We start from the raw sequence: 13,601 nt of genomic DNA, 5'->3' as shown, positions 1-13,601 counted from the left end.
TGTCCGGGCCGTCGTTACCGGGGTGCGACGAACAAACTCTGCGCGCTCCGCCCGATGGGCCCCTTCTCGTCGTGCAGCAGCGCGTCCGCGAGCCCGATCCCGGCCGCGTCCACACTCGTACGGGCCTCCACGCACGCCCACTCGCCCACCGGATGGCGGTGCAGATGGACGGTCAGGTCACCGTTGATGAAGACGTACCGCCCGAAGTCCATCACCGAGCTGATCCCGTTCCCCGAATCGGCGGCGATCAGCACCCGGTCCAGCGGCCTGGTCTCCTCCCCGACGACGAGCGGCACCTTCATCCGCATCCAGCAGGTACCGGGACCCAGCTCGACGAAGGCTCCCTCGGTGAACCGAGTCTCCATGGCCGAGTGGTAGCCCGTCTCCCACGGCACCGGGAAGAACGGCGTCACCTCCACCTCCCCGGGCGGCGGCAACTGCGGCCCCGGGACGACGGCCGGCACGGCCTCCTCGGCCATCCGGATCCGCAGGGCCCGCGCCAGCATCACGGGCGCGCCGCCCGCCGGCGCGAGGGCCGCCTCGACCACCTCGGTCCCGCGCCCGGCCCGCAGCACACTGGTGGTGATCTCCAGCTCGCCGATCGGCACCGGGCGCAGGATCTCGTACGTGATCCGGGCGGTCCGCATGTCCGTCCGCGCACCCGGCCGCTCCTCGACGGCCCGCCCGAGCAGCGCGGCCGGCGGCCCGGCGTGCTGCGAGCCCGGGTCCCACGGCCCCCGCGTGTACTCGGTGGCCAGGAACCGCCCGGCGTCGACCCTCTCGAAGAAACCCTCGGCAGCACCCATACCGGCCACGCTACCGACAGGTAACTCCGTACACCAGACCCGGCGATCCGCTCAGCGGGCGAACCCCAACCCCACCCCCAGCCCCACCAGCACCGACCCGATGGCCCGGTTCAGCGCCTTCTGCGCCTTCAGCATCCGGTCGCGCAGCCGTGAGACGGAGAAGAACAGCGCCACCGCCCCGAACCAGCCCAGGTGCGCCGCCGACATGAACAGCCCGTAGCCCACCTGCTGCCACACCGGCGTCTGCGGGTTCACCACCTGCGTGAAGGTCGACACCACGAACAGCGTCGTCTTCGGATTGAGCACATTGGTCAAGAACCCCGACCGCATCGCCCCCAGCCGGGTCAGCTGCGGCTTCGACTCCAGGTCGACGGTCACCTCGGCCCGCGCCCGGAAGGTGCGTATCCCGATCCACACCAGATAGGCCGCACCCGCCAGCTTGATCACGGTGAACAGCGCGGTGGAGGAGGCGATCAACAGACCGACCCCGAGCATCGTGTAGGAGACGTGGACCAGCACGCCGGCCGCGACCCCGGCGGCGGCGAACAGCCCGGTGGGGCGCCCGTAGAGATAGCTGTTGCGGACCACCATGGCGAAGTCGGCACCGGGACTGATCACGGCGAGGAGAGTAATAACAGCAACTGCGATCACTTCTGTCATACGGGGATGCTCACCGCCGCCGCCCCGTGGATCAAGACCCCGAGCACCCGGCGCGGCGGGGGACAATGGACTACGTGCCGAACACCCCCGCCGCCGACCTCCCCGCTCACCTGCCCGTCCTGCAGGCCGACTGCGCGAACTGCTTCGCGCTGTGCTGCGTGGCGCTGCCCTTCGCCAAGTCCAACGACTTCGCCGTGAACAAGCCCGCCGGAACCCCCTGCAAGAACCTCCAGCAGGACTTCCGCTGCGGCATCCACACCCGGCTGCGCGACAAGGGCTTCCAGGGCTGCACGGTCTTCGACTGCTTCGGCGCGGGCCAGCAGACCTCCCAGGTCACCTTCGGCGGCCGCGACTGGCGCACCCACCCGGGCACGGCCCGCCAGATGTTCGAGGTCTTCCCGGTGCTGCGGCAGCTGCACGAGCTGCTCTTCTACGTCAGCGAGTCCCTGACCCTCCCGGCCGCCGGCCCGGTCCACGCGGAGCTGCGCCGGGCCCTGGCGGAGACGGAGGAGTGGACCCGCGCCGACGCAGAGGCCCTGGCCGACCTGGACGTCGGTCCCCTCCGCCAGCAGATCAACACCCTGCTGCTGAAGACCAGCGAACTCGTACGCGCGAAGGTGCCGGGCCGCAAGAAGAACCACCGCGGCGCCGACCTGATGGGCGCCCGCCTGGCGGGAGCCGACCTCCGCGGCGCGAACCTCCGCGGCGCCTACTTGATCGCCGCCGACCTCTCCCGCGCCGACCTCCGCACTGCGGACCTGATCGGCGCGGACCTCCGCGACACCAACCTCCGCGGAGCGGACCTCCGCGGCGCCATCTTCCTCACCCAGGCCCAGCTGAACGCAGCCCAGGGCGACCCCACCACCCAAATCCCCCCCACCCTCACCCACCCCACCCACTGGCCCTAAGCCCCCACCCCCACCCTCCCAGCCCCGCCGGCGCTTGAGGCGCGGGACCAGGGGCAGAGCCCCGCAGTTCCAGCCCCGCCGGCGCTTGAGGCGCGGGGCCCGGGGCGGAGCCCCGCAGTTCCAGCCCCGCCGGCGCTTGAGGCGCGGGGCCCGGGGGCGGAGCCCCGCAGTTCCAGCCTCGCCGGCGTTTGAGGCGCGGGGCCGGGGGCGGAGCCCCAATCCCTCAGCCCCGCCGGTGACAGTGGCGGCGGCCACCTCACACCCGCGCCAAAAACCCCCGCACGGCAGTGCAGAACCCCTCCGGGTCCCCGACCCGCACCGCATGCCCCGCCGGCAGCTCCACCAACCGCACCCCCGCCCTCCGCACCGTCATCTCCCGCGCGTGCTCCGCCGACAGCACCCCGCTCCGATCCCCCCGCACCAGCAGCGTCGGCTGACGCACCCCCAGCCAGTCCCCCCAGTGGTCCCCGTTCAGCCCCCGCTGGGACTCCACCATGTCCTCCACCTCGAACGCGGTCCCCCACCCGTCCGGATACTCCTGCAAGGACCCCTCCAGGTACGGCGCCGAACTCCCCACCCCCGCCAGGAACCCGGCCCGGGTCGCGGCCCGTCTCGGCCACTCCCGCGCGAACGACAGGTCGCCGTCGACCACCGCCCCGATGTCCTCGACCACCACCGCCCGCACCAGATCCGGCCGCCGCGCCGCGAGCTGGTACGCAGTGACCCCGCCCAGCGAATGCCCCAGCACCACCGCCGGCCCCAGCCCCAACTGCTCCAGCAGGGCCGCCGCATCCGCCACGTACCCGTCCCGCGTGTACTCCGCCGCCCGGTCGGACCTCCCGTGCCCCCGCTGGTCCAAGGCGATCACCCGCCACGCCGGACCCAGCTCCCGGGCCAGGCACTCGAAGGCCCCCGCCCCCTCCTGGAAGTGCCCGTGCAACGCCAGCAGCGGCGCCCCCGACCCCCCGAAATCCGTATAGGCGAGCCGCCGCCCGTCCGGCATCACCATCGCCCCCGGCAACGGCCCCAGCTTGTCGATGACCCGCTGCCGCAGCAGCTGGTACTCCTCCCACCTCCTGCGCAACCGCCCGCCCGGCCGCTTCACGATCCGCCCCGGCGTGACCGTCTCCCCCCGCCGGAACTGCTCCCGCGTCAGATCGATCCGGATCCCGCCGGGCAGCAGGTTCCACCAGTGGAAGCCCTCCTGCCGGCCGTCGTGGAACACCTCGCCCAGCATCAGGTCCCCGCCCACGAGGTCCTGCACCACGAGGGCCGTGATGTCACAGTGCCCCCACGCCGGATTCTCCGGAGTCCAGGGGATCTTCGTGATGTCGGAGGGCTCGCAGGTCTCAGCCGACCATCCCGCCCGGATGGCCGCCTCGAGGTCCGCGAGAGTCCATGGAGTCGTCATGCTCCCCAGCCTGCCGCACCCCACTGACAACCCCGCCGACACCCGCTCGCGCACCGATGAAACGACTGGACGAGGATCGGACGCATGTCGGCGGGCCGGCCCAACGACACGCCACACCACTGCTCCGAACGGCGGCCCCTCACCCCACCCCCCGTACGTCGAGACGACAATCATTGCCCGGCGTCACCCCCCGTGATACACAGAGTGACCGCACGTTCGCGCGCGTACACGCCGCACCCGCCCAGGTCAGAGCGCGGAAGCGGAGCGCGGGCCGCGAGATCGAGTAAAGAGAGCCGTCAAGTCGACGACGGCGGCGGTTTCATCAGCGAAGATAGTGCGTGACCCCTGCCGTCGGGCGAGGGGCGTCCGGAACTACCCTTACAGGGGCGGTGAGTTACATGATCCTGGCAGCTGAAAAAGGCGACATCACCACCATCATCGGCGGAATCGCCCCGAACTGGGGGCCTTTCGGCAGTCTCGGCAACGAAGCGAAGGTCATGATCGAGGTGGTCATGGCCGTCGCGATCCTGCTCTGCCTGGGCATCGCCATCTGGGGAGCGGCCAAACAGCGCATCGGAGCGACCGCCCTGCGCGACACGTTCAGCGCGGAACAGGGCAAGGGCCTGATCGTGGCCGGACTCACCGGAGTCTTCATCATCGGCTCCCTCGGGACGCTGTTCACGATCGTCTACGGGATGGCCGTCTAGCCGGGTCGCGCGCCGGGCCCCGTAGCTGATGACGCATCACCACACCACATCCACGCGGGAACCAGCGCTACCGTCGTACGACGCGGAGGGGGCGGACAGGCAATGAGCAACGACGACGACCAGTACGGCGGCGCCGGCGGCCACGGCGAGGTCGGCGGCACCGGCCAGACCCGCACCCGCCTCCCGGACCCCCCGGCCGACCCCTACGGCCCCGCCCGCCGCACCCCGCGCACCTCCCGCAGCCTGATCACGGTGGTCGGCGTGGTGGTCCTCCTGATCGCCGCCATCGCCTTCGCCAACTCGGCCCCGGACACCCCCTCGGACCCCGCCTCGGACAAACCCCCGACGGACTCCTCCACGGCCGCCACGGGCACGAACCCGGTGACGGGCACATCGGCGGGCATCCCCAAGGGCTTCGCCCACGACGAACAGGGAGCCCAGTCGGCCGCCGCCAACTTCGCAGTGGCACTGGGTTCTGACGCCATGTTCAAGAAGAACTCCCGGCACGCCCTGGTGGAAGGAATCTTCGCGCCTGACGTCGCGGCTCGCGCGAAGGCCCCACAGGACGAGGCCTACTCGGCCGACTTCCTCGCGAAGATGGGGCTCGACGCCAACGGCAACGCCCCGCAGGGCAGCACCTTCGTCACCCGTACCGTTCCGATCGGCACCCGCGTGGAGAGCTACACCCCGACCAGAGCCAAGATCGCCGTCTGGTACACCGGTCTGATCGGCATGTCCGGCACCAAGTCCACCGACCCGGTGCGGACCCTCTGGGGGACCTGGACCTTCGAACTGAGCTGGATCGGCGAGGACTGGAAAGTCGTCGACGACACCCAGCAGGACGGGCCCGCCCCGGTTCCCGGCGATGTCCCCGTGTCGACGTCCGACGACATGAGCAAGGCCATCAAGGAATTCGGGGGATTCACCTATGCCCGCTAGCCTCCGGCTGCCCACCCGGCTAGGCCTGATCGCCTCGGCCCACGTCGCCGTGCTAGCCCTGGCCAGCCGCGCCCACGCCGCTCCCGTACCGACGCCGACGCCGACTCCCACACCCTCCTCGACCGCTGACCCCTGCGCCCTGCTCGACGGCCCCTCCAAGCAGTACTGCCAGGGCGGAACGGGCACATCCGGCAGCACCCCCGGGACAGGACTGGCACCCAGCGACAGCGGAGAGGCCCTCAACCCCCTAGCCTCCCTAGCCCGCGGCTGCGCCGACGCCGCCGCATGGATCGTCACCAAGCTCAGCGAAGCGGTCAAGGGCTCGGCCGAAGTCGACTTCACCAACCCCGCCTTCCTCAAGCAGTACTCCGTCGTCTTCGCCGCCTCCACCATCCTCACCCTCGTCCTCTGGCTCTTCGCCGTCGCCAAGCGAGCCGTCCGCGGCGTCCCCCTCACCACCGCCATGTCCGAAGCCATCGGCTTCCTCTGGCTCACCGTCCTCGCCTCCGCCTTCACCCCCCTCATCCTCTACACCGTCGTCTCCGCCACCGACGGCGTCACCGCCGTCATCGCCTCCGCCACCGGCGGCCAGACCGACGTCTTCTTCGGCTCCTTCACCGAAGCCCTCAAGAAGGGCGACGACATCGGCGGCGGCCCGATCATGCTGATCGTCGTCGCGCTCGTCACCGTCCTCGCCGCCGGCGTCCTCTACCTCGAGCTGTTCATCCGGGCCGCCCTCCTCTACGTCGGCGCCCTCCTCGGCGTCGTCGTCTACTCCGGGCTCGTCGACCGCAACCTCTGGGGCCACGTCCGCCGCTGGGCCGGCATCATGATCGCCGTCATCCTCGTGAAGCCGGTCATCGTCATCGTCCTCGGCCTCGCCGGCGCCCTGACCGGCGAAAAGGGCCCCAACGCCTTCTCCGCCGTCGTCACCGGCCTCGCCATCATCCTCCTGGCGATCTTCGCCTCCGCGATGATCTACCGCTTCGTCCCCGGCTTCGGCGACGAGATCGCCTCCGCCCACTCCAACCGCAGCAACGCCACCGACGGCGCCCGGGCGGCCGCCGTCATCAGCTCCCCGGCCTCCCTCGTCTCGCAGGGCATCAAGACCCACAGCAGCCGCGGCGCCCACCGCGGCGACGGCGGCAGCGGCGGCAACAACGCGCCCCGCCCCGCCAACCCCCTCTCCGGAGGCGTGGCCGCCCACAGCAGCCGACCCACCTCCGGCGGCGGAGCCGGCGGCGGATCTGTCCCCTCCGCCGCACCCCCGCCCCGCACGAGCTCGAGCACGAGGAACACAGGAGGTGACGGGCGTTGACGACCCAGTCCCACCAGCTGCACCCGGTCGCGCCCCGCCGCACGTATCTCATCGGCCGGGCCCGGCCGAACGCGATCGTCGGCAAGAACCGCGAGACCGGCGAGATCGCCCTGATCATCGCCGGGGCGTTCTTCGGCATGATGAGCGGACTGCTCGTCCCCGACCTCACCCTGCGCATCGTCAGCCTCGCCGGCTTCCCCATGGTCGCGCTCGCCGCCGTGTACGTCCCGTACAAGGGCCGCACCTTCTACCGCTGGTTCGAGATCAGCCGCAGCTACAAGCGGACCCTGCGCCGCGGTACGACCTACCGCTCGGGCGCCATGGAAGCCGGCATCCGCGGCTCCGACGGCCGCGAGGTCGAGGTCGGCCCGCCCCCCGGCATCGGCCGCATCAACTGGCTCGCCGCCCCCTTCGGCCCCGACGAGATCGCCGTCCTCCTCCACGCGGACCGCCGCACCGTCACCGCCGCCATCGAAATCGAGGGCCCCGGCGTCGGCCTGCGCGACAGCGAGGACCAAGAAGCCCTCGTCGACCGCTTCGGCACCCTCCTCAAGCACGTGGCCAACGGCGACGGCTTCGTCACCCGCCTCCAGATGCTCGCCCGCACCCTCCCCGCCGACCCCGACGCGCACGCCAAGGACGTGGCCCAGCGCGGCGACACCCAGGCCCCCGGCTGGCTCCGCGACTCCTACGACCAGCTCCAGTCGATGGTGTCCACCTCTTCCGAGCAGCACCGCGCGTACCTCGTCGCCTGCATGCACTACACGCGCGAACTCGCCGCCGAGGCCAACGCCATCGCCCGCGCCGGCACCCCCCACAAGGGCCGCAAGCTCGACCGCGACACCGGCCTCGCCATCGTCATGGCCCGCGAACTCACCGACATCTGCGCCCGCCTCGCCGAGGCCGACATCCGTGTCCGCCAGCCCCTCGGCCAGGGCCGCCTCTCCTCCCTCGTGCACTCCATGTACGACCCGGACCACCCCATCGACCACATCCAGGCCATGACCAAGCGCAACGCCTGGCCCGCCGAGCTCGACGCCGTCGAGCCCACCTTCCTCCAGGCCAAGACCCGCGAATCCTCCACCCGCGCCCCCTGGTGCCACGCCACCGCCTGGGTCAAGGAGTGGCCGATGACGCCCGTCGGCGTCAACTTCCTCGCCCCGCTGCTCGTCCACACCCCCGACGTGATCCGCACGGTCGCCGTCACCATGGACCTGGAGCCCACCGAGGTCGCCATCGAGCGCATGCTCACCGAGAAGACCAACGACGAGGCCGACGCCTCCCGCGCCGCCAAGATGAACCGGACCGTCGACCCCCGCGACATCGCCGCGCACGGCCGGCTCGACCAAAGAGGTGAAGATCTCGCCAGCGGTGCGGCGGGAGTCAACCTCGTCGGGTACATCACGGTGTCCTCGCGTTCGCCGGAGGCCCTCGCCCGCGACAAGCGGACGATCCGCGCCTCCGCCGGCAAGTCCTACCTGAAGCTGGAATGGTGCGACCGCGAGCACCACCGCGCCTTCGTCAACACCTTGCCGTTCGCCACCGGCATCCGACGCTAGCTGGAGGGAAGTGCCGCCCATGCGAGATCCCATGTCCGCCCTGACGGACGCCTTCACCAGCTTCCTCTTCGGCAAAGTCGAAACCACGCGCCTGCCCGTCCGCACCTCCACCGGGCAGGCGCAAGCCGTCTACCTGCCCACCGCCGCCCCCGGCCTCGGCGACTCCGGCGTCATCATCGGCCGCGAGGTCTACAGCGGCAAGGGCTACATCTACGACCCCTTCCAGCTGTACGGGCAGCAGCTCCCGGCCCCCCACTGGCTGGTCCTCGGCGAATCCGGAAACGGAAAGTCAGCCCTCGAAAAGACCTACGTCCTGCGCCAGCTCCGCTTCAAGGACCGCCAGGTCGTCGTCCTCGACGCCCAGGGCGAGGACGGCGTCGGCGAGTGGAACCTGATCGCCCAGCAGCTGGGGATAACCCCCATCCGCCTGGACCCCATCGCCGCCAACGACGACGGGATCCGCCTCAACCCCCTCGACCCGGCCATCACCGCGACCGGCCAGCTCGCGCTGCTCCGGACCATCATCGAGGTGGCCATGGGCCACGGCCTCGACGAGCGCGCCGGCTTCGCCCTCAAGGTCGCCCACGCCTACGTCGTCGACACCATCCGCGACCGCCAGCCCGTCCTCACCGACATCGTCGAGCAACTGCGCCACCCCGAGGCCGAATCCGCGCACGCGATGAACGTCGACATAGACGATGTCCGGGCCTGGGGACTCGACGTCGCGCTCGTCATCGACCGACTCGTCGACGGCGACCTGCGCGGCATGTTCGACGGCCCCACCACCGTCGGCATCGACCTCGACGCGCCCCTCATCGTCTTCGACCTCTCCCACATCGACCGCAACTCCATCGCGATGCCGATCCTCATGGCGATCGTCGGCGTCTGGCTGGAGCACACCTGGATCCGCCCCGACCGGAAGAAGCGCATCTTCCTGGTCGAGGAGGCCTGGCACATCATCAACAGCCCCTTCGTGGCCCAGCTGTTCCAGCGCCTGCTGAAGTTCGGCCGCCGCCTCGGCCTGTCCTTCGTCGCCGTCGTCCACCACCTCTCCGACGTCGTCGACGGCGCCGCCGCCCGCGAAGCCGCGGCCATCCTCAAGATGGCCTCGACCAGAACGATCTACGCCCAGAAGGCGGACGAGGCCCGCGCCACCGGCCGCGTACTCGGCCTCCCACGCTGGGCGGTGGAAATCATCCCGACCCTCACCCCCGGCATCGCGGTCTGGGACGTCAACGGCAACGTCCAGGTGGTCAAACACCTGATCACCGAGGCCGAACGCCCCCTCGTCTTCACCGACCGCGCCATGACCGAGTCCTCCACCCCCAACCGCCTCCCCGCCGACCTGCTCGCCGCCGAACTGGAGGCTGAGGAACGGGCCCTGTCCATCGAACGCCGCCGCGGCGGCCCCGGATCCGCGACCACGGTGGCCTGACCATGCACGAGGCACGACGTACGGAGCCCCCCGCACGCGGCGGCGGCATCCCGGACGGCCTGCTGGTCGGCCTCCTGGCCTTCCTCCTGGGCCTCGCCGTCCTCGTCTGGTCGGCCACCGGCCTCGCGGCCGTCTTCGCGAACGGCACCTGGCCCGACACCGTCACCTTCACCCGGACCCCGGGGGCCGTCCGCGCCCTGATAGCGCAACCGCACGACATCCCCGCCGCCTGGCCGGACACCGACCCGGCGGCCCTGTCGGGCTGGGGCCTCTTCTGGGGCCTGTTCGTCAGCCAGCTCCTGGTGATGTTCGTACTCACCGTCTTCGCCATCGGCGTGATCGCGCGCACCAAGTCCCGCCGCGCCCTGGCGAAGCAGGAGGCCCAGGTCCCCGCACCGGGGCCCGCTTCCCTACCAGCGCCCACCCAGCCGGCGGTGGCGGCCGCCGCCAATCCAGCCCCGCCGGCGTTTGAGGCGCGGGGGTCCGGGGGCAGCGCCCCCGGCACCCACACCAGACCGAACGACGAGGCATACCGCTACGGCTTCGGCCACGCCCCCCAGCCCGCAGCCACCACCGTCACCGCCGCCCCGCACGGAATCACGCACGGAATCACGCACGGGCTCACGTACGGCGCCCCCGACGACCGCCTGCGCGCCGCGGCCCACCGCACCCGCGAGACGGAGGGAGCCGCCCTCGTCGTGACCTCCTCCCCCACCCTCTGGGCCGAAACCAAGGACGCCCGCGCCAAACTCGGCCCGGTCCTCCTGTACGACCCCTCCCACCTGTGCGACACCCCGGCCCGCATGCACTGGAACCCGGCCGAGGGCTGCGCCGACCGCGACACCGCCGCCGCCCGCGCGGTCGCCCTGCTGGCCCCCGTACGCCCCCAGGCCCGCATGGACGCGGCGGTGGCCGACACCGCAGAAACCCTCCTGCGCAGCTGGCTCCAGGCCGCCGCCCTCGACGACCGCCCGTTCAAACTGCTCCACCGCTGGGCCCAGGGCAACAGCGCCCAGGACCCGGTCCGCATCCTGCGCACCCATCCCCAGGCCGCCCCCGGCGCGGCCGGCGAACTGGAGAGCGCCCTCACCGCCCACCCCGAACGCCGTGAACTCGCGCAGAGCCTGACGGCCCGTGCCCTGTCCTGCCTGACCTCGATCCACATCCGCGAGGCCTGCAACTCGAACCGAGCCGATGCCCTCGCCCTGGCATCATTCGTCGCCGAAGGGGGCACCCTCTACCTGGTGGGTGAAGCCCTGGAGGATCCCCGCACCCACCCGGGTGCGATGCCCCTGCTCACCGCACTCGCCTCTCACGTGGTCGAGCACGGCCGCCGCATGGCCGCACGGTCATCCCACGGTCGGCTCGACCCACCACTGACCCTGGTACTGGACGACGTGGCCGCCGTGGCCCCGATCCCCCAGCTCCCGGAACTCCTGACCGAGGGAACGGTCCCCCTGCTCCCCCTGCTCGCCCTGTGCCGCAGCCGCGAACAGGCCCGCTCCCGCTGGCCGGAAGCCACGCTCCCCTAAAGGCCCGGCCCCCGCACGACGAGCGTCCCCCACGCGTCCTCTTCCTTTCTCACACGCTCGCGCCGGGCCCGGCCGGCCGCACGTGGACGTACTCCCGCTCCTTGGCACCCGTCTCCAGCGATATCAGCAGGCCGCTCAGCTCGAAGCCGTACCGCCGGTAGAAGCTCTCCGCCCTCGGGTTGTCCTCGTGCACGAACAGCCGCACCCGCTCGGTCACCGGCTCCTCCAGCGACCAGGCCCAATCGAGCCCGGCGTCGAAGAGCCTCTCCACGAGCCCGCTCCCCCGCTGCTCGGGCCGTACGAACACCCCGACCACGTGGCCCTGCTGCTGCTGATGGGCTCACCGAAGTAGTCCGTGCCGCCCTGCGCCTCGATGAGTACGGTCACGGACCCGACCCACCGCCCGTCAGCAGCCTCGGCGATGAACTGCCGGGCACCCCGCCCCTCAGCAGCCCCCGCGGCACGCTGCTGCCAGTACTCGTCGCCCTGGGCGAGAGCCCCCTCCTCGGTCTCCAGGAAAGCCACGGCCGCGGCCGGATCGCGGAGCGCCACCAACCGCAGCTCCTTGACCTTTTCCCACTCGTCGCCCCGTACGGCCCTGATCACATAGTCATCGCTCATGCCGGGGATCTTAACGACGTACCGCCCCCGGCTCACCTGCGTTTTCCGGCTCCGAACACCGGGCCGTAAACGCAGAAAAGCCCCGCACCGAACCCTTAACGGGTTGGTGCGGGGCTTTCCCACAATGATTGTTCGGCGGCGTCCTACTCTCCCACAGGGTCCCCCCTGCAGTACCATCGGCGCTGAAAGGCTTAGCTTCCGGGTTCGGAATGTAACCGGGCGTTTCCCTAACGCTATGACCACCGAAACACTATGAAATTTGAACACGCTGGCATGGACACAGCTGTTCGTTATTTCAGAACTAACACAGTGGACGCGAGCAACTGAGGACAAGCCCTCGGCCTATTAGTACCAGTCAGCTTCACCCGTTACCGGGCTTCCACATCTGGCCTATCAACCCAGTCGTCTACTGGGAGCCTTACCCTCTCAAGGAGGTGGGAATACTCATCTTGAAGCAGGCTTCCCGCTTAGATGCTTTCAGCGGTTATCCCTCCCGAACGTAGCCAACCAGCCATGCCCTTGGCAGGACAACTGGCACACCAGAGGTTCGTCCGTCCCGGTCCTCTCGTACTAGGGACAGCCCTTCTCAATATTCCTACGCGCACAGCGGATAGGGACCGAACTGTCTCACGACGTTCTAAACCCAGCTCGCGTACCGCTTTAATGGGCGAACAGCCCAACCCTTGGGACCGACTCCAGCCCCAGGATGCGACGAGCCGACATCGAGGTGCCAAACCATCCCGTCGATATGGACTCTTGGGGAAGATCAGCCTGTTATCCCCGGGGTACCTTTTATCCGTTGAGCGACGGCGCTTCCACAAGCCACCGCCGGATCACTAGTCCCGACTTTCGTCCCTGCTCGACCCGTCGGTCTCACAGTCAAGCTCCCTTGTGCACTTACACTCAACACCTGATTGCCAACCAGGCTGAGGGAACCTTTGGGCGCCTCCGTTACCCTTTGGGAGGCAACCGCCCCAGTTAAACTACCCATCAGACACTGTCCCTGATCCGGATCACGGACCGAGGTTAGACATCCAGCACGACCAGAGTGGTATTTCAACGGCGACTCCACAACCACTGGCGTGGCTGCTTCAAAGTCTCCCACCTATCCTACACAAGCCGAACCGAACACCAATATCAAACTGTAGTAAAGGTCCCGGGGTCTTTCCGTCCTGCTGCGCGAAACGAGCATCTTTACTCGTAGTGCAATTTCACCGGGCCTATGGTTGAGACAGTCGAGAAGTCGTTACGCCATTCGTGCAGGTCGGAACTTACCCGACAAGGAATTTCGCTACCTTAGGATGGTTATAGTTACCACCGCCGTTTACTGGCGCTTAAGTTCTCAGCTTCGCAACCCCGAAAGGTCACTAACCGGTCCCCTTAACGTTCCAGCACCGGGCAGGCGTCAGTCCGTATACATCGCCTTACGGCTTCGCACGGACCTGTGTTTTTAGTAAACAGTCGCTTCTCGCTGGTCTCTGCGGCCACCCCCAGCTCAAGCAGCAAGTGCTATCACCAGTGATGGCCCCCCTTCTCCCGAAGTTACGGGGGCATTTTGCCGAGTTCCTTAACCATAGTTCACCCGAACGCCTCGGTATTCTCTACCTGACCACCTGAGTCGGTTTAGGGTACGGGCCGCCATGAAACTCGCTAGAGGCTTTTCTCGACAGCATAGGATCATCCACTTCACCACAATCGGCTCGGC

General features: G+C 69.5%; 10 protein-coding genes, 2 rRNA genes and 1 pseudogene (1 of these 13 only partly in view). 7 read left to right on the top strand and 6 right to left on the bottom strand.

The window, feature by feature from the left end; all coding sequences use genetic code 11:
- Positions 1–14: 14 nt before the first annotated feature.
- Both OG594_RS03220 and OG594_RS03215 read right to left on the bottom strand, forming a co-directional pair.
- Complete coding sequence (locus OG594_RS03220; RefSeq protein WP_266594955.1) at positions 15–806, bottom strand: thioesterase family protein; 792 nt, start codon at positions 804–806, stop codon at positions 15–17.
- 51 nt (positions 807–857) lie between these two features.
- Complete coding sequence (locus OG594_RS03215) at positions 858–1,466, bottom strand: LysE family translocator (protein ID WP_266594954.1); 609 nt, start codon at positions 1,464–1,466, stop codon at positions 858–860.
- 74 nt (positions 1,467–1,540) lie between these two features.
- Here OG594_RS03215 and OG594_RS03210 point away from each other — a divergent pair, with 74 nt between their 5' ends.
- A complete protein-coding gene (locus OG594_RS03210) occupies positions 1,541–2,374 on the top strand; it encodes a pentapeptide repeat-containing protein (protein ID WP_266594953.1) in 834 nt (277 codons plus the stop codon).
- 256 nt (positions 2,375–2,630) lie between these two features.
- On the opposite strand, the gene OG594_RS03205 is transcribed toward OG594_RS03210, so the two are convergent.
- Positions 2,631–3,785 (bottom strand): alpha/beta hydrolase, encoded by a 1,155-nt coding sequence (locus tag OG594_RS03205; protein ID WP_323185161.1) that lies wholly within the window; start codon positions 3,783–3,785, stop codon positions 2,631–2,633.
- Between the two features lie 398 nt (positions 3,786–4,183).
- Between OG594_RS03205 and OG594_RS03195 the strand changes: the two genes are divergently transcribed.
- The 6 genes from OG594_RS03195 (at position 4,184) to OG594_RS03170 (ending at position 11,275) form a co-directional block, all read left to right on the top strand.
- On the top strand, positions 4,184–4,492 hold the full coding sequence (locus OG594_RS03195) for a hypothetical protein (RefSeq protein ID WP_008742356.1): 309 nt from the start codon (positions 4,184–4,186) through the stop codon (positions 4,490–4,492).
- A gap of 102 nt (positions 4,493–4,594) precedes the next feature.
- On the top strand, positions 4,595–5,431 hold the full coding sequence (locus OG594_RS03190; protein ID WP_266594952.1) for a hypothetical protein: 837 nt from the start codon (positions 4,595–4,597) through the stop codon (positions 5,429–5,431).
- Positions 5,421–6,749: a hypothetical protein gene (locus tag OG594_RS03185; protein WP_266594951.1), complete on the top strand. Its 1,329-nt coding sequence runs from the start codon at positions 5,421–5,423 to the stop codon at positions 6,747–6,749. The genes OG594_RS03190 and OG594_RS03185 overlap by 11 nt, the downstream gene beginning before the upstream one ends.
- Positions 6,746–8,308 carry an SCO6880 family protein gene (locus tag OG594_RS03180; protein ID WP_266594950.1) on the top strand — a complete coding sequence of 521 codons (1,563 nt, stop codon included), beginning with the start codon at positions 6,746–6,748 and terminating at the stop codon, positions 8,306–8,308. The genes OG594_RS03185 and OG594_RS03180 overlap by 4 nt, the downstream gene beginning before the upstream one ends.
- Before the next feature lie 19 nt (positions 8,309–8,327).
- On the top strand, positions 8,328–9,743 hold the full coding sequence (locus OG594_RS03175; protein WP_266594949.1) for an ATP-binding protein: 1,416 nt from the start codon (positions 8,328–8,330) through the stop codon (positions 9,741–9,743).
- Positions 9,744–9,745: 2 nt separating this feature from the next.
- Positions 9,746–11,275, top strand: coding sequence for a type VI secretion protein (locus OG594_RS03170; protein ID WP_266594948.1), 1,530 nt, complete (start codon positions 9,746–9,748; stop codon positions 11,273–11,275).
- A gap of 49 nt (positions 11,276–11,324) precedes the next feature.
- Here OG594_RS03170 and OG594_RS03165 read toward each other — a convergent pair.
- The 3 genes and pseudogenes from OG594_RS03165 to OG594_RS03155 form a co-directional block, all read right to left on the bottom strand.
- Positions 11,325–11,896: pseudogene (locus OG594_RS03165) on the bottom strand (GNAT family N-acetyltransferase).
- Positions 11,897–12,026: 130 nt separating this feature from the next.
- A 5S ribosomal RNA gene (gene rrf, locus OG594_RS03160) occupies positions 12,027–12,143 on the bottom strand.
- Between the two features lie 78 nt (positions 12,144–12,221).
- Positions 12,222–13,601, bottom strand: a 23S ribosomal RNA gene (locus OG594_RS03155) (it continues 1,743 nt past the right edge of the window).

Source organism: Streptomyces sp. NBC_01214, assembly GCF_026340975.1.
Lineage (GTDB): Bacteria > Actinomycetota > Actinomycetes > Streptomycetales > Streptomycetaceae > Streptomyces.
The sequence above is the reverse complement of the archived record's forward strand: the minus strand, read 5'-3'. Positions and strand labels throughout refer to the sequence as shown.